We start from the raw sequence: 18,255 nt of genomic DNA, 5'->3' as shown, positions 1-18,255 counted from the left end.
TCATGGACCTTGCCACCCGCAAGCCTGACGCACCATCCGGTGTCTTGTCTGGTGCCCCAGCGAACGCTCTCTCCGACCTGCTCGAACGCAACCCGGGCCGCTTCGAACCGGTGACGGCATTTCGCGTGGCGCAGGCGGCGGTCTCTGAATATCCAGGGCTGGAGCTGGATGTCTCATCCCATGTCGGCGTCTCTCCCGCACCGCTCGCGGTCAACGGCTTCAAGCGGAACGGCATGCGCGCGTCGGTCAAGAGCGCGCTTGCCGGCCTGATCGGCCCGCTCGGCTCCATGCCATCCGCTTATAACGAAATCATCCTTCGCGAAGAGCGCAACAGGTCGAAGGCTCTGGCAAGCTTCTTCGATCTTTTCAGCGCCCGCATGACCGAGCTGTTCGTCGATGCCTGCGAGAAATATCGCATCGCACGCCGGCTGCGCTGGAACGGCAACCGCAAGGACAATGCCTTCATCACGACCCTCCTTGCCCTGACCGGTTTTGGTACCAAAGGCCTGAGCGAACGAAGCGGCGTCGATGACGATCTCGTCTTGCGCTTCTCCGGCTTTTTTGCCGCCCGCAATCGCAATGCGGCGAACCTGCGCGCGATGCTTGAGGAATTCAGCGGTCTGCCGATCGAAGTCGAGCTCTTTCGCGGCCGCTGGCTCACCATTCCGCAGGAGGAGCGCAGCCGTCTGGGCCAGCCGCGCGGCGTCCAACTCGGTATCAATGCCACCGCCGGCGCCGCTATCCGCGATTTCAGCGGCGGTTTCCGCATCGTCATCGGTCCACTCGGGTACGCCGATTATTTGTCCCTCGCGCCCGGCGGTCGCAACATCACCGAACTCTTCGCACTCACGCGGCTTTATGTCGGTTCCGCTCTCGACTTCGATATTCAGGTCATCCTCAGGAAGGACGATGTCCCGTTCTGCCAGCTTGGCGGCGAAAAGGCCGGCGACCCGCCGCGCCTCGGCTGGAACAGCTGGGCGCGCGTCGCCCCGGCCGCGAAAGACAGCGGCGATGCGGTGATCGTCGAACGCCCGCGACACTTGGAAGGAGGCGGACATGCGGCTTGAACTGCGTCAGATCGATGGTGACGATACGTCGCCAGCGGCAAGGAAATGGTACTTCGAACGCGGCCGACGCACGCTCGGGCGAGCGCCGGATTGCGATTGGCGGCTGCCGGAGGACCAGCGCTCGGTTTCCAAATTCCATTGCACGATCGAACGGGATCGCGACGGTTTCCTGCTGCATGATCAGAGCGCCAACGGATCGAAGGTCGATGGCCATATCGTCCATGAAGGAGAATCGGCAAGGCTCGCCGACCAGTCGATGGTCGAGGTCGGAAATCTGGCTTTCAAGGTCCGCATCTCCGGCGAACGGGATGAAGATCTGGAGGATCCCGATGCCGGGCTCCTGCTCAGCGACGAATCCCTGACCATCTCCGCCATCCTGGCGGATATCGCACCTGGAGGCCGCGCTGCCGGCGGCATTCTCGGCGAGCGCGTCGCGGAGGACTGGTCGATACTGGTCGCGACCGAGAAGGAGGGCTCCGGCTCATCCCGCAATGTCGAAATCGGCTGGAACGGCCCGCCCGAAATCGGGTCCGCCACCAACTTCCTTCCGGACGACTGGAATGCAGACGAAGGGTCTGACTACGGGAGCCGTCTGGAACATGGATCGGCCACCCATGTGTCCGCACCGGCACTGCGTGTCCGCCCCGTGGAGACATTGGAAACCGTCAACGACAATATACCTCCGCCCGAGCCGTTGATCGATGATTTCCCGCGCCTCTCGATCGGCCGGACCGGCGAGCTTGCGGAGAGGCTGGAGCCATTGCTCGGCCGGCTCGATGAAGCCTTGGAAAACGCCTTTGCCATCTTCGATATGGAGCCCCCGCTACCATCTTCGGAGCCGGATATCTTTGGCCGCGGCCGCGAGGAGGCGCTCATCATCCGCGCCGAGGCCCTGCTTGACCGGCAGATGAGGCTCAATGCGGCGCTGGAAGAGCTTGTGCGGGAAGCCGGGCGGCAGATGGAACCGCGCGTCCTGGAAGCCCGGATCGATGCCGGGTCTCGCGGCCTTCGCTTCGGTTCCCGCGATCGGGACTATTGGCAGGCTTACAAGGCGCAATTCGAAAAGAACGGCAGGACGCAATCGATCCGCGAGGTCTTTCGCGACGCAATGATGCGGGCGGCGGACAGCGGACAGCGCGAGGCCATGCCGAAAGGACGAAAGGGAAACGGCCGATATGAGGAATGAAAACCGGGTCGCCTGGAGCGAAGGCATGTTCCTGCGCGTGCAGCACTTCCAGCAGGCGGATCGCTGGACGGAAAGGCTGGTCCGCACCACCACGCGCGGGCTCGCCCCCTATCCCTGGGGTGTGTCCGAAATCGGCATCGACCGCAGCGCACTGGCGATCGGCCAGTTCGCTCTTTCCAACCTGCGTGGCATGATGCCGGACGGCACACCTTTCGAGGCCCCGATCGATGCCGATCTGCCGCCGCCGCTCGACCTCGACGAGAACACCAAGAACGCCATCGTCTATCTTGCCCTTCCCGCCCGCCAGCCCGGCAAAGCCGATGTGACGCTGAACGGCGGCGCAAAGCTCAACAGCGTCCGCCTCGTCGCCTCGCTTTACGAAGCACCCGATGCCAATGTCGAGACGGATTTCATGGCGCCGATCGATGTCGGCCGGCTCAGCATGCGTTATCTCAAAACCGGCGACGAACTCAGCGGATACGAGCTCGTCGGCCTCGCCCGGATTATCGAGGTGCGCTCCGACCGCGCCGTCATCCTCGATCCGGAATTCATCGCGCCGAGCCTCAACTGCGCGGCCGAGGCGCGCCTCACAGAGCTGATGACCGAACTGCTTGGCATCGTCCGCCACCGTGCGGAGGCGATCGCCGAAAGGATCGGCGATCCCACCATCCGCGGCACGGCGGAGGTCGGCGACTATTTCCTGCTGCAGATCCTCAATCGCGCCGATCCGATGCTGAAACATATCCTTTCCAATGCGACGCGCATCCATCCGATCGAATTCTACGAGACCTGCATCCAGCTTGCCGGCGAGCTCGCGACCTTTACGACCGAGCGGAAGCGAGCGACCGATTTTCCGCCCTACCGGCATGACGACCTGAAGGCGACCTTCGCAGCCGTCTTCGACGACCTGCGCGCATCGCTCTCCGCGGTTCTCGAACAGGCGGCCGTTGCAATCGAACTTGCCGAGCGCCGCCATGGCGTGCGCGTCGGCACGATCAACGATCGCTCGCTGCTCAAGGATGCCGGTTTCGTGCTGGCGGTGCGGGCAGAAATGTCGGCCGAGGATGTTCGCCGGAAACTGCCGGCCCAAATCAAGGTCGGTCCAGTGGAACGCATTGCCGATCTCGTCAACGTGGCACTGCCCGGTATTCCCGTCCGGCCGCTGCCGGTCCTGCCGCGCCAGCTGCCTTACCGATCCGGCACGATCTACTTCGAACTCGACACCAAGAATCCTCTCTGGAAGCAACTCGACACCTCGGGCGCCATCGCCATGCATCTTGCCGGCGATTTCCCGGGCCTCGAAATGGAACTGTGGGCCCTTAGAGAATGAAGAACGAACCCGCATCCGCCTGGCAGAACCTGCCAACCATCGTCGAACTCACCGAGGACGGCGTCAAAAAAAAGCAATCCGCCCGAAAGATGGCAGAAATGCTGGACGACGTCCTCGAGTTCTCGGAAAGCCCCTCGGGCAAGGACCTGCAGCAGGCACCTCCCCGCAAGGGAGGCTGGTCGGTCGAGACGCTGGTCAGGGATTTTCGTTTCGGAGGGGAGGAAGTGCCGACCCTGGTGCGTTCGGCGGCTCCGCTGCTCAACCTGGCCCACGCGCTGCGCCACGCCGAGGAGCAACCGGACATCGATCAGCTCCGCAAGATCGCGGTCGAGGCCATCGGGCGTTACGAACGCGATCTGGCCAGCGCTCGCATCAGTCCGGACCGGGCCCGCGCCGCCCACTATGTCGTCTGCGCCACCGTGGACGACGTGGTCCTGAGCAAGCCCTGGGGCGTGCGCGCCGGCTGGGCGCGCTCCGGCCTCGTCTCCACCTTCCACATGGACGTGACCGGCGGCGACCGGGTGTTCGACCTGCTCGACCATTTCCATCAAAGCCCCGGCGCCAACAAGGATCTGCTGCTTCTCATCTATCTCAGCCTGTCGCTTGCCTTCGAAGGCCGCACCCGGGTTTCGCCGCGCGGCAGCCTCGAACTCGGTCGCATCCGCGACAGCCTCTACAAGACGCTGCTTAGCCAGTATGGTGTCTTCGAGCGGGAGCTGTCGCCCCATTGGAAAGGTGTTTCGACCCGCCACAAGCCGTTGCGCACCGCCGTGGCGCTCTGGACGCTGCTCTCCATCCTCGCGCTCGCCTTCGCGCTCGGTTATCTCTTCTTCACCCTGTCGCTCAACAGCGCCTCCGACGGAACGTTCCAGCGCCTGGCCAGCCTGCCGCCGCGCGAGACGCCGAGCGTGCTGATCAAGGTGCCAACGCAGTCGCCTGGACCGGACCAGCCCGTCGTCGAGGTCAAGCCCGCGCCGGTCGAGCCCCCGCCGAAGCAGCCAGCGCCGCCGAGCCGCCTCGACAATCTCCTCGCCTTCCTCCAGCCGGAGGTGGAAAAGAAGCTCGTGACGCTGTCGGATTCGAACGGCCGACTGCTGGTGCGGATCAACAATTCCGGTCTCTTCAATACCGGCAGCGCCGAAGTCAGCACGAAGTTCCACGATCTCATCCAGCGGATCGGCAGCGCCCTCGCCGCGGAAAAATTCCGTGCCGTCGTCGTCGGTTATACCGACAACGTACCGATCCGCACTGTCCAGTTCCCTTCGAACTGGCATCTGTCCGAAGCGCGCGCCAAGGCGGTCGGCGACATTCTGGCCTCCTATGCCGGGCCGGATGCGATCCTGACCGAAGGCCGCGCCGACAGCGATCCGATCGCCGACAACAGCAAGCCCGAAGGGCGCGAGATGAACCGCCGTACGGAAATCCTGGTCCTCACGGATTCCACAGAAAGACTGAGCGACGCGGGCCTCAAGGTGCCGCCGGTTCAGGCTGAAAGGCCGAAGCCCGAAATCCCGCCGGCAGCCGGAGGAGCGGCACGATGAACCCGTTAGGTTTCTTCTATACGCTGCGCTCCTATGTGGAGGCCTATGCGGGCCTTATCGGGCGCCGCTTCATCTCCGTCATCTGGGTGGCGGCAATCTGCGTCGTCATCTGGTTCTACGGATATCTGGCCGCCTATGGGAATTTCAAGCCGCTGGCCAGCGTCAATTCCCGCCTGCTTCTGATCGGCGTGGTCATTGCCGTCTGGCTCGGCTATCTCATCTTCACGGTCATCCGCGACCGCCGCCGCGACAAGCAGCTGGTCGAGAGCATCGAGCGCGATGGGCAGGCGGAGGCCGCCGCCAACCAACAGGCGGAGGTGGGTGAAATCCACAACCGCCTGAAGGAAGCATTGCAGCTCCTGCGGCGCATCACCCGCAAGCGTTTCGGCTATATCTACGAACTCCCCTGGTACGTGATCTTCGGCGCGCCCGGTTCCGGCAAGACCACCGCTCTCACCAATTCCGGCCTGAAATTCCCGCTGGGCGATGCCCTGAGCAGCAATTCCGTCCAGGGCATCGGCGGCACCCGCAATTGCAATTGGTGGTTCACCGACGAAGCGATCCTGATTGACACCGCCGGTCGCTACACGACCCAGGACGATCTGGACGGCACCGCCAAGGCCGGCTGGGAAGGCTTCCTCGGGCTGCTGCGCAAATACCGGCGTTCACAGCCGATCAATGGCGCTCTGCTGACACTTTCGATCGGCGATCTGCTGACCCGCGACGCGGAAGCGCAGCGGGAGGAGATCAGGGCAATCCGCCAGCGGCTTTCGGAACTCGACGAACACCTGCAGGCCCGCGTTCCGGTCTATCTCGTGCTGACCAAGGCAGACCTCCTCACCGGTTTCGTGGAATTCTTCGACGGGTTCAGCAAGACCGATCGCGAACAGGTCTGGGGCACGACATTCGGCCTGGAGGAGAGTTACACGGCCGCCAGATTGCCGGACCGTTTCCTCGAGGAATTCGCCCTATTGCAGGAACGCGTCGGCGCCATGCTGATCGAGCGTCTTCAACAGGAGCCGAATCCGGAGCTGCGAGGCCGCATCTTCCGTTTCCCCGCGGAACTCGCCGCGCTGAAGGAGCGGCTGCACGAGGTGATGACGGAGCTTTGCTCCGGTTCCAAGCTGGTCGAACCGCCAATGCTGCGCGGCATCTATTTTGCCTCCGGCACGCAGGCCGAAGAGACAAGCCTGCCTTCAGCGGCACGGCCGCGCCGCAGCTATTTCCTGTCGCGGCTCTTCAAGGACGTCATTTTCGACGAGGCGTCCCTGGTCGCCCGCGACAAGCGGCTTTCCCGCCGACAGGTGTTTTTCCGCCGCACGGCCTATGCCGCCGCGGTTCTGGCGCTGGCCGTCGTGCTCACCAGCTGGACCGCCACCTATTTCCAGAATGCCGCAGCACTTGCCAGCGCCGAGCGGCGCATCGACGCCTATGAAGAGCTGGCGCGGGGGGTGCCCGTCCGTGACGTGACGGATAGCGATTTCCTTCGCGTGCTCCCGGCACTCGACAATCTCGCCGCCGTCACCAGCGAGTTTTCGCGAACCCGCGTGTGGCCGGTCGGCTTCGGCCTCGACCAGGAAAACAAGGTGGCCGGCCGACAGCGCGACGCTTACCAGCGCGCCTTGAACGCGCTGCTTCTGCCCCGCATGCTCGTTCAGCTACAGAGGGAAATGACCGAGAGCAAGGAGCGGGCGGCGACCTTCGACGCCCTCAAGCTCTACGGCATGCTTGGCGGGCTGGGCCCGATGGATGCGGATTTCGTTTCACTGGAAGCGGAAGAAATGTTCGCCAGGCTTTATCCCGGCGAAGGTCGATCAGCGGCGCGGCAGGCGCTGATTACGCATGCCGGCACCATGGCGCGTGGGTCGCTCCCACCGATCGAACTCGACAGCGCCCTGATCGCCAAGGCCCGCGAGACAATCCGCTCCCAGAGCGTCCCGAGCCGGGCCTACGATATTCTCGCCGGTGACCGTCAGTCGCGCTCGCTGCCTGCCTGGACGCCCGCCGGTGCGCTGGGCCCGCTCGGCGAACAGGCATTCGAACGCCTATCCAAGGCACCGATAGGGGAAGGCGTGCCCGGGCTCTTTTCCAGCACAGGCTACCGGCAGGTCGTTCTGCCGAAGATTACCGATGCGGCCCGCGCGGCGCTCGAGGAACATTGGGTGCGCGGTGAGGCCAACGCGGTCGGCTTGACCGTCGATACCGTCGCCCAGGCCGCGTTGCAGCTCTACTTCGACAATTTCGAACAGCGCTGGACAGGGCTGCTGGCGGACCTCAGGGTCAAGCCGTCGCAGACGATCGGCAATGCGGCCGAGACGACCCGCATCCTCGCAGGCGAGCCGAACCCGGTGGAAAGTATCGCCAAGTCCATCGCCGCGGCGACCGATCTTCGTCGGCCCGGTGCCGAGGTTGCGTCTGCTGCGAATGACAGCCTGCCCGCCTCGACTACCGCGCTTGCGAGCGCTGCGAACGCGCCCGACCCGTTCGCACCGCTGCGCGCCGCGCTCGAACCGCCCCAATCCGATCCGTTGTCCACCGCCCAGCTGCCGGCCGGTCAGGCGCAGGACGCACCCAAATCTCAGGTCGCTCAGCTGAAACCGGTCCTGCAAAAAGTGCATGAGCAGCTATCGCGTGCCGCGACTTCCACCGCCGAAGTGGCAAAGGTCTTTGATGTCGACAGTCAGCTGACCAACGCCAACCAGGATCTGCTGCAGCAGGCGCGTCGCCTGCCGGCGCCCGTCGATACCTGGATGGCCGGGCTTGCCGCGGATGTCGGTTCGCTGGCGGTCAAGTCCGCCCGCACCCGCATCAGCAATGCATGGACCGCCGAGGGTGCCAATTTCTGCTCCAGCGTGGTCACCGGCCGCTACCCCTTCGACCGGGAATCGCCGCGCGATGTCGCGATGAGCGATTTTGTCCGCCTGTTCGGTCCGAAGGGTCTGTTCAAGACCTTCTTCAACGACAGGCTCGCCGCTTTTGTCGATACCAGCTCCTCGCCCTGGGGCTGGAAAGGTACCTTCGGCTCCGCCAGCATTCCGAGCGAGGCGATCGCCCAATTCGAGAATGCCGACAAGATCAACCGTGCCTTCTTTTCCGCAGACAGCGAGACACCGTCGGTCGCCATCAACATCAAGCCCGTCTCGCTGACCGATAGCGCCAATGCCGTCATGCTGGAGATCGAAGGAGAGCGCGTCGTCTATTTCCATGGACCGATCCAGTCGAAATCCATCACCTGGCCCTCGACCGGACCGAGCAACGCTTCGCGTATCGCCTTCCAGCCAGGAGGCTGGCAGGAGGCAATGACGGAAAACGGCGACTGGTCGCCTTTCAGGCTCTTCGATGGTGCCAATATCGCCATGCAGGGCGACGACCTCTTCCGCGCCCGGTTCCAGCAGAATGGACGGACGGCGGAATTCGACGTGCAGTTCGGCTCCGTCCTGAACCCGTTCCGCCTGGAGGCCCTCAATGCCTTCTCCTGCCCCACGCAATTCTGATCGGCACGCCATGAACGAACGCGCGACGCTGGGCCAGACTTCGTCAGACGCTGACCGTATCGGCTTCTTCGGCAAGCTGCCGACCCATGGCGATTTCGTTTGGACCGGACTGGGGCGAAAACTGCACGGCGCGATCGATGCCTGGCTGCAATCCAGTCTTGAGGCCATCCAGGCGGAGTTCGGCAGCCAGTGGGAACGCCGATTCAGATCCATGCCGTCCTGGCGTTTCATCGTCGAGCAGGACCTCTGGGTACCGGCCACCGTCGCCGGTGTCATCGTGCCGAGCCTCGACCGCGTCGGCCGCAGCTTTCCGCTTGTGGTTGCCGCCCAGCTTCACGGGTTTTCCGGAGATCCGCGCCGCCTTTGCCTCGATGATACGTGGTTCGTTGCAACCGAGGGACTGGCCGAGACGTCAGCTCGCCGCGATTTCGACATCGACACCTTCACGGCGAGCCTGAAACAGCTAAGACCGCCAAGGCCCGGTCAGTTCGATGACGGGGTGAAGCAAAACAGCTTCACGCTGCCGGGAACGTTCTGGTGGCGAATGAATTCGCAAGACCGGCGAATGAAGGGGTTCCGCGTCAGCGGCGCTCCCGGCCCGTCGGATTTCCTGAGGCTGTTTGCCGAAGACACCGTCAGGGAGGCGGAGCAACCTGGAGCCGCCGCCCGCCGACAACAGGCGACGGCTGAAGCTCCCGGACATTTGAAGCTTCTCCACAGCTATGCCAGCCATCCCGGAACCCGCCTGTCTGTCAACGCCGACACCGTCTTCATCTCCTCAGTACCGTCGATGTTCGCGATTGTGGATGGGGTTGGCGATGGGAATAGCGCGGTCGAAGCCAGCAAGATCGCCGCCGGCATGTTGGGGGACGCGGCGTCCCAGGAGACGATCGAGGCTCTCGTCCGGGAAATCAAGGGAAAGCTCGGCCAGGCCCATGGAGTGCTGCAATCCGGCCACCTCACCTCGGAGCGATCGGCGCCCTCGGCGAGCATCGTCGTTCTGGCATCGCTGCATGAGAGTTTTGCGGTTCTGTGGGCAGGAGATGCCCGCTGCTATCTGTTGCGCGACGGCATGATGCGTTGCCTCACGCGCGACCACACCAAAATCGGTCTCAGGCGCTCGCTGGCGAGAGGGATCGGCCTGAAAGGCCAACTGGTACCCGATGTTGTCTCGGGCCGATTGCATCCCGGCGACCGGTTCCTGCTCTGCAGCAGTCCCATGCCCCAGGTCCTGTCCGAACGCAGCATCGCGAACATCATGCTCTCGACAGAACTCGGCAAGGTTTCCGCCGTGCTGGCACAGGAAGCCCTGATCGGAAATTGCCGGGAAAACCTCAGCGTCACGGTTGTTGACGTGAAGGCCGATCGTGGATGATCATCCCGAAAACGCAGATCTTGAAGAGGTCGCGCGCAAATTTGCAGCGCTCTGGCAGGCGCTCGCCGCCGCCGGAGGCAGCGTCCGCGACCCAGCATGGCGCCGCTCTCTGATCGATCAGGTCCGCAACGCCCTCGATAGGGGCGAAGACCGCCTCGCCGGCCACGATGTCACGATCGTCGCCAATACTTTCGTACTCGAAGCCGTGGTCCACGAGGGCACGTCGACACGGATCCATCGCGCCCGTCATCGCGACCTCGATAGCCTGCATGCCATCAAGACGCTCCGCCCCGACCAGGCAGACGACCCAGTCGCGCGAGAACTCCTGCTGCGCGAGGCGAGAGTCGGCGGCGCCATCCGCCACCCGAACGTGGCCGCCACGGAGACACTACTGCGGCTTGCCGACGGCCGGCCGGCCCTGGTCCTTGAATGGATCGACCACAGCCTCGCCGATCTTGTCGGGGAGACACCGCTCTCGGTCGACGACATCACGCATATCACCGCCGCCATCTTGAAAGGGCTCGACGCGATCCATGCCGCCGGCTTCGTTCATGGCGACCTTTCGCTCTCCAATCTTCGTTGTCGCGACGGTGATCTTTTACGACTGAAGATCGGCGATTTCGGCATCGCGCTGGAAACGGGGCGGCGTCATCGGGATCTCGACATCGCCTTTGCCGGCCGCCCGCAATTCGCGCCCCCGGAACAGTTGGCGGGACTGGCCCTTGACGGCCGTTCCGATCTCCACGCAGCGGGCCTTATTCTGTCGACGCTTCTCGATCATTGCCGGGAGGCTGGCGCGATGGTGGAGTGGTTGCGCCAGCTCGCTGCGGAACTGGCGCGTCCGGAACCGCAGGAGAGGCCCGAAAACGCGAAAGCCGCCCTGCATCTGCTGGGCGGCCTTGGCAAAGAAAACCGGAGTTAGGGTCAGTTGCTGCCGGGCAGCGGCGCGGCGGCCGTCGGCGCGCTCTTCTGATAGATCGTGAAGAGCTTGGCGAAATCCACCAGGCCCGAATTGCTGGCATAGAGAATGTCGCCGTCCGCCATCTTGAACCGCTGCATCAGCGACAGGTTGGCGACGTCCTTCATGTCCACGCGGTAGATGACCGGCTTGGTCGTCATCACGGCCGTGCCGGGGTTCTTGGCAGCGTTTGCCACCGTAACCTGGCTGTAGACCGGCTGGTTACGCACCACATAGAAATTGCTGGCGTCGGCCCGGTCGTCGAGCAGCCCGCCCGCACGGCTGAATGCCTGCATCAGGGTAAGCTTGCCGGGCTCGAACTCGAACTCCCCGACGCTCTTGAACGCCCCGAAAGCCGTAAACGAGGGCGCATCCTTGCCGATATAGACCTGGTCTTCCGGCAGGAGGTGGATGTTCTGGCGATCCTCGTTGAGCACCCGTTCGAGCGGCGCGCTGGCCCTCTGCTTGCCGCGAATGACGGTCACGGTCGCGGCAGTCGGCGCCGAGGAGGCCCCGCCTGCGAGAGCGATGGCGTCGAGAACACGCTCCTTGCGTGCGGTGAGCGGAAACCGGCCAGCCGCGCGGACATCGCCATTGACCGTGAAGCCGGTCGTGGGCTTTTCGACCACGGAGACCACCGCCTGCGGGTTGACTGCCGAACCCTTCAGGCCGGATGCGATCCGCGCCTGCAGCGCCTCCGGCGAGGATTCCAGCACACGCTGCTTTCCGACAAAGGGCAGGGTCACGGTGCCGGCGGAATCGACGGTGAAGCGCCCCAGATTCAGCGTCTTGCTCTGGGTCGAGGAGAACATGCCTTCCTCGCCGGTATCGAGGATGGTGACCTCGATGACGTCGCCGCGGCGCAGCCGGCTATCCGCAAAACCTGTTGAGCGCAGGACGCTCAGGCCTTGATCGGTCGCGGAATAACCAAGCGGAGCAGGGTTGAACGGTTCCATCGGCGCATTCGCCAGCCGCACGACGGGAATCTTCTGGCCGGTCTGGGGATCCGTCGCGTCGTAGAACCTGCCCGCTGTCGGGCCGTCCGACGGTGCGGCGCAGGCGCTGAGAAACGCAACAAAGACGCAAGGGGCAAGCTTCCGCATCCCGTATCCTTTTGGAAAAGCCTCGTTTCCTTGACAAGTATCAAGTCGATGCCTCACCGCAATACGAACCGGGCACAAAAAAGCCATTATGACAGCTTGGGGGCGAGTACCTGTGGTTGATGTGCAACTCTACCCCCGCTGGTCGGCCTGTCCGATCCCGAACCAGCCTTGATAATTGCCCCCAATCGGCCTCGCTTGGTGCGCTTACAAGCGAGGAATTTGCGACGGGCGGCACCCTGATTCGGCCCGAAGTTTCGCGCGAAGCTCGGCCGATGCCCCCGACTTCAATAGCCGGATGCTCGGCTCATCAGAGATGGCCATTGGCCGAGCGTTTCGGTCAATTTTACCCGGTCTTGCGGAGCGAGCCGCGGCAGGCCGGGAACCCGCACTTCGCCGACCGAAACGCCAAGCTCTATTTCCACGGCTTCCTTGACGACCGTAACGTTTGCGCCGTTGCGGTATTGCGTGCGCATCCGCTCGAAGGGCTCGATGATGTCAATCATCCGGCGAGCCTCCTGATAATCTCCAGCCTCAAGTGCGGCATGAATCGCCAGCGAAATTTGGGGCGCGACATTGACGAGACCGGAGGTGAACCCGCGGGCGCCGGCAGCGGTGAAGGCTGGCGCCCAGCTTTCCGCCAGACCGCAAATGAACAGCGCGTTGCCGGCAGCGGATGCCGCGACGGCCCGAGATAAAAGCAGGATGTCGGTCGTCGCGAACTTGATGCCGGCGATGTTCGGGTGAGCCGCGAGCCGTAGCAGGTCGTCAAGGCTGAAACCGTCGGCCCTGACGTAAGCGACCATCGGCAGCAAGGAGGCATCGGCGAGATTGCGGAAATAGTCGATCTGGGCGGCGGGTGCCGCGAAAGGATCGACCGGCTGATGCGACATGACGGCGGACGCACCGATCGTCTTCGCCGTCCTTGCCATGGCAATCGCCTCTCGCAACGAGCGCCCTACGGCAGCCGTCACCGGCGCTTTGCCATCGACGCCCGCCACTGCCGCTTCGGTGACGACCGTGATTTCCGCCGGAGTGAGCGCATAAAATTCACCGGTATTGCCGGCCGCGACGATATTGTGGATGCCGGCTTTCGCCACCCGCCCGTAAATCGCACGGGTGACACCGATGTCGACCTCGCCATCCGCTCCGTAGGCGGTGATCGGTACGCCGGAAATGCCGGTCAGGATTTCGCGGAATGTCAGGATATCCATAAGCTTTTCCTCAGATTGCGAAGCGATGAACAGGCGTGCCGCAGACCCCCGGCTCGAAGGCGTAGATCGTGCCGTCTTCGAAAGTACCGTTGTTGTCGGTCGAGAGCGTGGTCACGTAGAGAGTAGCGAGATCGGGTCCGCCGAAGCAGGGCATGCTCGGCCCCTTGGCGGGCATCAGATAGGCCTCGACAACCGTTCCATCCGGCGAGATGCGGTTGAGCCGTCCCCCCTGCTGGCCGGCGATCCAATAGAACCCGTCGGCATCCACGGCGGCCCCGTCCGGCCGTCCTTCCTCCGGTGTGAAGTCATGCAGGCGGCGAGGACGGCCTGTGACGCCGTGCGCCGGATCGAAATCGAAGATCTGCGCGTAGAGCCCACTGCTGTCGGAATGGTACATCGTCCGCCCATCCGGGCTCCAGGCGATACCATTGGAGGTCATCAGGTCGCCATCGATCACCGTGTCGAACGACCCGTCCGGCTTCACCCGGTAAAGGCGGCCATTGCCCGTCTGCGGTATCGCCTCGTCGCGGGTACCGACCCAGAAGCAGCCGTCCGGCCCGGCCTTTCCGTCGTTGAGCCGACTGTCCGGCCGCCCGCCGTCCGGGTTGCAAAGCAGTTTCATCGAACCTGTTTGAGGGTTCAGCAGGTATACGCCGCTTTCCAGCGCCACCGCGACTTCGCCATTCTCACAAAGAGCCAGGCAGCCGATCTTCGCCGGCATCTCGAACCGATTAACGGCGCCGCCGGCCCGCAGGCAGATTGCCGCGGGCGCGAGGATATCGACGAACCAGAGATCGCCGGTGCGCGCGTCCCAGGTAGGGGATTCTCCGACCTTAAGGGGAAAGTCGATGACGCGGCGAACCTTCGGTGTGATGATCTTTGTTTCGCTCATCGCGCAGCCTCCGTGAATACGATCAGTCCGTTCTCGTCCCGGAGCCGGATTGTCCCGTCGTGCTGAGGATCGCAGAAACCTCCGCCCTGGAAGAATGCGGCAACCGGGCTCTCATCCACCGGCTCGAGGCGCAGATGATCGCGCGAGAAATCCTGTGGCCGGTAGCCGAGCCGCTCGGCAAGTTCATCCTTCCACCAGCCGACGTCGTTGCGCGACATGCCGTAGACGACCGCAGCAGCGATGTCGGGATGGGTGAGACCGATCTTCACGAGCTGGAACAGGTCGCGCGGGCTGATCCAGATCGCCGCCGCCCGTTCGCTGTTCGGATAGGGACCGGCATTGCCGATGCGGATCGACAGCGTGCGGATATCCGCCTTGTCGTAATAAAACCCGGCGACCATCTCGCCCCAGCATTTCGACAGGCCGTAGCGGGTGTCGGGCCGCGGCACGTCGAGGGGCGTGATCGTCTGCGAACGGGGATAGAAGCCGGTCGCGTGGTTGCTGGACGCAAAGACGACCCGCTTCGTGCCGTTGGCCCGGGCGGCATCGTACAGATTGTACGTGCCAAGAATATTGCCCTGCAGCATGTCGCCGATATCGGCCTCGCGGGGAAGCCCGCCGAGGTGAATGACGCCGTCCATGCCCTCGAGTGCGGCACGCATGGCGCTTGCATCCGCGAGGTCGCCCTCGAAGAAGCTTTCGTTCGACGCGAGTTCTTCCGCCGGCCTGATGTCGATCAGCCTGATATGCTCCGCCTCGAGGCGCAGAAATCCCCGAAGCTGCGTGGCGATATTGCCCGCGCCACCCGTTATCGCAATCCGTTTCAACACCCCTCCTCGCGATGCCTCGCATCGCATGAAATCGAAGGTCTCCTAGCCTCCCACGCCCTGGAACATGCGGGCGCGTGCATTCAGTATATGGTTCTTCATGGCGTCATGGGCCGCCGTTTCCCGCCGTGCCAGGATCGCCTCCACGATCGCCTGATGCTCGTCCTGCACGTGCCGCACATGCAGCGGCGTCCGCTTCAGGCTGAGGCTGCGGGTCACCGACATGCCGATCGAAAAATGTGGCCTGAACCAATCGCGGACAGTGACATGGAACTGGTTACCGGTCGCCGCGGCGATGGCGTCGTGCAGGTACTGGTCCTCTTCCGCACCGAGTTCGCCGATTTCCAGACAGTGTTCGAGGGCAGCAAGCGCCGCAAGGATACGGATCCTGTCATTGGCCTGCCAGTTGCGGGCCGCCAGTTCTGCCGCTTCCGCCTCAAGTCCGGCGCGGAACTCGAAGAACCGTTGCACATCGGCAAGCGATCCGACCGGCACCTGCCTCAGCACCGACGAATCCGGCCGCTGCCGCACATAGGAGCCGGATCCCTTGCGAGACACGATCAACTGATCCCTGCGAAGCCGCTCCAGGGCTTCGCGCACCACGGGCCGGGATGCCCCGAACAGAACTGCAAGGTTCGGCTCGGAGGGAAGGCGCTCGTTGATGGGAAAACGGCCGTCGGCGATCATGCCTACGATCTTCTCGTAGATGATGTCGCTGAAACGAGGTTCCGCCTTGGCGGCCGCTATCACGCCCGACTGGTTCATCACCGTCCCTTTTCACGTCTCCATGCGCGAAACGCCTGCTCGGCTTCGGCTTCCGGCGGATAAAGCCCGAAGATGCCCTCGCCCGCCCTCACACGCTCTTCGGCGAAATCCTCGAAAACGGTCTGCTCGAAGGTTCCAGCCCCGACAAGGCGCGGAGCGCCCTTGTTGATCTTGTGCACGTTGCGAATGGAGACGTTCCGCAGGCCGTGCTTCAGAAGCACCGACGTCAGCGTGGCTGTCGAGACGCTCTTCAATTTTTGGCGCGAGTCTTCGCTGAAAGTCATGCGTCTCCTCCCTGTCGACATGGCTCTTTTTAACCAGCAGTATTTAACCTGTAAAAATCTGTCAATACTTGTAATCATCTGAAAACCTGCTTATGGTCGTTTTAGCCGATGGGATGGAGGTCCTCGGCGGTCGTGGCGGTAGGGAACCTGTCATCGATCGCCTTTCAGGTCGGCGGTTCATTTGGGAGGAAATTAATGCGCGACGACGAAAATATGTCTTCCGGCGTTACCCGCCGGACGTTCCTCGCAGGCGTTGGCGGGGCGGTTGCCCTGTCAGTTGCGGGCGGCAGCGCCAGCGCGGCTGCGACCAAGGAGGCGCCGCAGCTTGCGGCCCTCGTCAAGGACGGCAAGCTTCCGCCGCTTGCCGAACGTCTTCCGAAGAACCCGATGGTCGTAAAACCCTGGGAAAAGATAGGCACCTACGGCGGCACGTTGCGGCGCGGCCTTCGCGGCTCGTCTGACCATAACGGCATCCTGCGCATGGTCGGCAACCAGGGCCTGGTGCGCTGGAACATGGACTTCACCCAAGCTCTGCCGAATCTCGCCGAGAAGTGGGAAGTCAATGCAGATGCTTCGCAGTTCACCTTCCACCTCTTGAAGGGCGTGAAGTGGTCGGACGGCCATCCGTTCACGGCCGACGACGTGGTGTTCGCCATCGAGGATGTCGTCAAGAACAAGGAACTCTACAGCTCGACGCCGGCGCAGATTTCCGTGGCGGGCAAGCCGGTCGTGGTCGAAAAGATCGACGACTACACCGTCAAGTTCACCTTCGCCGCAGCCAACGCGCTTTATCTGGAAAACCTTGCGACCCCGCTCGGCCAGCATCCGACGCTGTTTGCCAAGCACTACTGCAGCAAGTTCCTGCCGAAATACAACCCGAACCTCGACGCGGACGTGAAAGCGGCCGGTTCATCGAGCTGGCCGGACCTCTTCCGCGCCAAGTGCGGCGACATCGAAATTCCGCAGCGCTGGGGCAATGCCGAGAAGCCGGTGCTCGATCCCTGGATGATCAAGGAGGCCTATTCCGGCGGCGCGACCCGGGTGCTGATGGTTCGCAATCCTTACTTCTGGCAGGTCGATACCGAGGGCAACCAGCTGCCCTATGTCGACGAGCTGAATTTCGGCATCTCGCAGGACGTCGAGTCGCTGATGCTCAACGTCATCTCCGGCAAGATCGACATTCAGGAGCGTCATATCAACTCGCTCGCGAACAAGCCGACGCTGTCGCAGAACATGAAGAAGGGCGATTACCGCCTGCTGTCGCTCGTACCGTCGGCGGCGCAGCAGTGCTCGCTCTACCTCAACATGACCCACAAGGATCCGGTGCTGCGGAAGATCTTTGCAGACAAGTCGTTCCGCCAGGCGCTGTCGATGGGCATCAACCGCCAGGAAATCATCGACATCGTCTACTTCGGGCAGAGCGAGGGCTACCAGACCGGCCCGCGCCCCGGCCACCCGTGGTATCACGAGAAGCTGGCACGGCAGTTCACCGAATTTGCGACGGACAAGGCCAATGCCATGCTCGACAAGGCTGGCCTCGACAAGAAGAATGCCAATGGCATCCGTCTCCGGCCTGACGGCCAGCCGCTCTTCTTCGCGGTCGACGTCATCCCGACGCTCTATCCCGACCTCGTCGACGTGCTGGAACTGGTGAAGGCGCATTGGGTGAAGATCGGTATCAGCATGAAGGTCAACACCATCGAACGCGCGCTCTATTATACGAGAGGCGACGACAACGCCCATGATGCGCAGGTCTGGCCGGGTCCCGGCGGCCTCGACCCGATGCTCGATCCGCGCGACTTCTTCGCCTTCCATCCGCAGGGATCGCGTTACGCCATTCCGTGGACGCTCTGGTACACGTCCAACGGCGCCAAGGGCGAAGAGCCCCCGGAAAGCCAGAAGAAGCGCTTCAAGCTCTATGACGAGGCCCGTTCCACGGCCGATGTCGACAAGCGCGGCGCGATCATGAAGCAGGTCTTCGATATCGCTGCGGAAGAATTCGAAGTCATGGGGATCTGCCTCGCTGTGGGTGGCTTCGGCGTGATCCGCAACAACCTGCGCAACGTTCCGGAAAAACAGCCGGACAGCTGGTCCTGGCCGAACCCTGGCCCTGCCCTGCCGCAGCAGTTCACGTTCACGAGCTGAGCGGCACGAGCTGATTTACTCCAACTGTGCCGCCGCCCGACCGGCGGCGGCACCCTTCCGGTCCCATTGCATCACCT

Annotated in this window: 14 protein-coding genes; 8 read left to right on the top strand and 6 right to left on the bottom strand. The window is 63.3% G+C overall.

The window, feature by feature from the left end; all coding sequences use genetic code 11:
- Positions 1-2 precede the first annotated feature (2 nt).
- The 7 genes from tssG to C5J24_RS24370 are packed head-to-tail and all read left to right on the top strand — an operon-like array spanning position 3 to position 10,915.
- Positions 3-1,067, top strand: coding sequence for a type VI secretion system baseplate subunit TssG (gene tssG, locus C5J24_RS24400; protein ID WP_105421593.1), 1,065 nt, complete (start codon positions 3-5; stop codon positions 1,065-1,067).
- Positions 1,057-2,253, top strand: coding sequence for an FHA domain-containing protein (locus tag C5J24_RS24395; protein ID WP_105421591.1), 1,197 nt, complete (start codon positions 1,057-1,059; stop codon positions 2,251-2,253). Before tssG ends, C5J24_RS24395 begins: the two co-directional genes overlap by 11 nt.
- Positions 2,243-3,583: a type VI secretion system baseplate subunit TssK gene (tssK, locus tag C5J24_RS24390; protein ID WP_105421589.1), complete on the top strand. Its 1,341-nt coding sequence runs from the start codon at positions 2,243-2,245 to the stop codon at positions 3,581-3,583. Before C5J24_RS24395 ends, tssK begins: the two co-directional genes overlap by 11 nt.
- Complete coding sequence (tssL, locus tag C5J24_RS24385; protein ID WP_105421586.1) at positions 3,580-5,124, top strand: type VI secretion system protein TssL, long form; 1,545 nt, start codon at positions 3,580-3,582, stop codon at positions 5,122-5,124. Before tssK ends, tssL begins: the two co-directional genes overlap by 4 nt.
- Positions 5,121-8,618 (top strand): type VI secretion system membrane subunit TssM, encoded by a 3,498-nt coding sequence (gene tssM, locus C5J24_RS24380; RefSeq protein ID WP_105401777.1) that lies wholly within the window; start codon positions 5,121-5,123, stop codon positions 8,616-8,618. The genes tssL and tssM overlap by 4 nt, the downstream gene beginning before the upstream one ends.
- Positions 8,619-8,628: 10 nt before the next feature.
- Positions 8,629-9,993 (top strand): type VI secretion system-associated protein TagF, encoded by a 1,365-nt coding sequence (tagF, locus tag C5J24_RS24375; RefSeq protein WP_105421584.1) that lies wholly within the window; start codon positions 8,629-8,631, stop codon positions 9,991-9,993.
- A complete protein-coding gene (locus C5J24_RS24370) occupies positions 9,986-10,915 on the top strand; it encodes a serine/threonine-protein kinase (RefSeq protein WP_245437505.1) in 930 nt (309 codons plus the stop codon). Before tagF ends, C5J24_RS24370 begins: the two co-directional genes overlap by 8 nt.
- Positions 10,916-10,917: 2 nt before the next feature.
- On the opposite strand, the gene C5J24_RS24365 is transcribed toward C5J24_RS24370, so the two are convergent.
- The 6 genes from C5J24_RS24365 to C5J24_RS24340 form a co-directional block, all read right to left on the bottom strand.
- Complete coding sequence (locus C5J24_RS24365) at positions 10,918-12,054, bottom strand: polysaccharide biosynthesis/export family protein (protein WP_105421582.1); 1,137 nt, start codon at positions 12,052-12,054, stop codon at positions 10,918-10,920.
- 284 nt (positions 12,055-12,338) lie between these two features.
- Positions 12,339-13,265 (bottom strand): dihydrodipicolinate synthase family protein, encoded by a 927-nt coding sequence (locus tag C5J24_RS24360; RefSeq protein WP_105421580.1) that lies wholly within the window; start codon positions 13,263-13,265, stop codon positions 12,339-12,341.
- A gap of 10 nt (positions 13,266-13,275) precedes the next feature.
- Positions 13,276-14,157 (bottom strand): SMP-30/gluconolactonase/LRE family protein, encoded by an 882-nt coding sequence (locus C5J24_RS24355; protein ID WP_105421578.1) that lies wholly within the window; start codon positions 14,155-14,157, stop codon positions 13,276-13,278.
- Entirely contained in the window at positions 14,154-14,984 is an 831-nt protein-coding gene (locus C5J24_RS24350) for an NAD(P)-dependent oxidoreductase (protein ID WP_105421576.1), read from the bottom strand. Before C5J24_RS24350 ends, C5J24_RS24355 begins: the two co-directional genes overlap by 4 nt.
- A 45-nt stretch (positions 14,985-15,029) precedes the next feature.
- Entirely contained in the window at positions 15,030-15,749 is a 720-nt protein-coding gene (locus tag C5J24_RS24345) for a FadR/GntR family transcriptional regulator (protein WP_105401770.1), read from the bottom strand.
- On the bottom strand, positions 15,749-16,033 hold the full coding sequence (locus C5J24_RS24340) for a hypothetical protein (RefSeq protein ID WP_105421574.1): 285 nt from the start codon (positions 16,031-16,033) through the stop codon (positions 15,749-15,751). Before C5J24_RS24340 ends, C5J24_RS24345 begins: the two co-directional genes overlap by 1 nt.
- Positions 16,034-16,228: 195 nt before the next feature.
- Here C5J24_RS24340 and C5J24_RS24335 point away from each other — a divergent pair, with 195 nt between their 5' ends.
- Positions 16,229-18,178 (top strand): ABC transporter substrate-binding protein, encoded by a 1,950-nt coding sequence (locus C5J24_RS24335; protein WP_105401768.1) that lies wholly within the window; start codon positions 16,229-16,231, stop codon positions 18,176-18,178.
- The last annotated feature ends 77 nt before the right edge of the window (positions 18,179-18,255 follow it).

This window comes from Neorhizobium sp. T25_27 (assembly GCF_002968565.1).
In the GTDB taxonomy this organism is placed as follows: Bacteria; Pseudomonadota; Alphaproteobacteria; order Rhizobiales; family Rhizobiaceae; genus Neorhizobium; species Neorhizobium tomejilense.
Note: the sequence above shows the minus strand (reverse complement) of the source record. Positions and strands in the feature narration are given on the sequence as shown.

Coding starts and splice junctions, on each gene's coding strand:
- tssG (WP_105421593.1), top strand. CDS start 3: ATGGACCTTGCCACCCGCAAGCCTGACGCACCATCCGGTGTCTTGTCT.
- C5J24_RS24395 (WP_105421591.1), top strand. CDS start 1,057: ATGCGGCTTGAACTGCGTCAGATCGATGGTGACGATACGTCGCCAGCG.
- tssK (WP_105421589.1), top strand. CDS start 2,243: ATGAGGAATGAAAACCGGGTCGCCTGGAGCGAAGGCATGTTCCTGCGC.
- tssL (WP_105421586.1), top strand. CDS start 3,580: ATGAAGAACGAACCCGCATCCGCCTGGCAGAACCTGCCAACCATCGTC.
- tssM (WP_105401777.1), top strand. CDS start 5,121: ATGAACCCGTTAGGTTTCTTCTATACGCTGCGCTCCTATGTGGAGGCC.
- tagF (WP_105421584.1), top strand. CDS start 8,629: ATGAACGAACGCGCGACGCTGGGCCAGACTTCGTCAGACGCTGACCGT.
- C5J24_RS24365 (WP_105421582.1), bottom strand. CDS start 12,054: ATGCGGAAGCTTGCCCCTTGCGTCTTTGTTGCGTTTCTCAGCGCCTGC.
- C5J24_RS24360 (WP_105421580.1), bottom strand. CDS start 13,265: ATGGATATCCTGACATTCCGCGAAATCCTGACCGGCATTTCCGGCGTA.
- C5J24_RS24355 (WP_105421578.1), bottom strand. CDS start 14,157: ATGAGCGAAACAAAGATCATCACACCGAAGGTTCGCCGCGTCATCGAC.
- C5J24_RS24345 (WP_105401770.1), bottom strand. CDS start 15,749: ATGAACCAGTCGGGCGTGATAGCGGCCGCCAAGGCGGAACCTCGTTTC.
- C5J24_RS24340 (WP_105421574.1), bottom strand. CDS start 16,033: ATGACTTTCAGCGAAGACTCGCGCCAAAAATTGAAGAGCGTCTCGACA.
- C5J24_RS24335 (WP_105401768.1), top strand. CDS start 16,229: ATGCGCGACGACGAAAATATGTCTTCCGGCGTTACCCGCCGGACGTTC.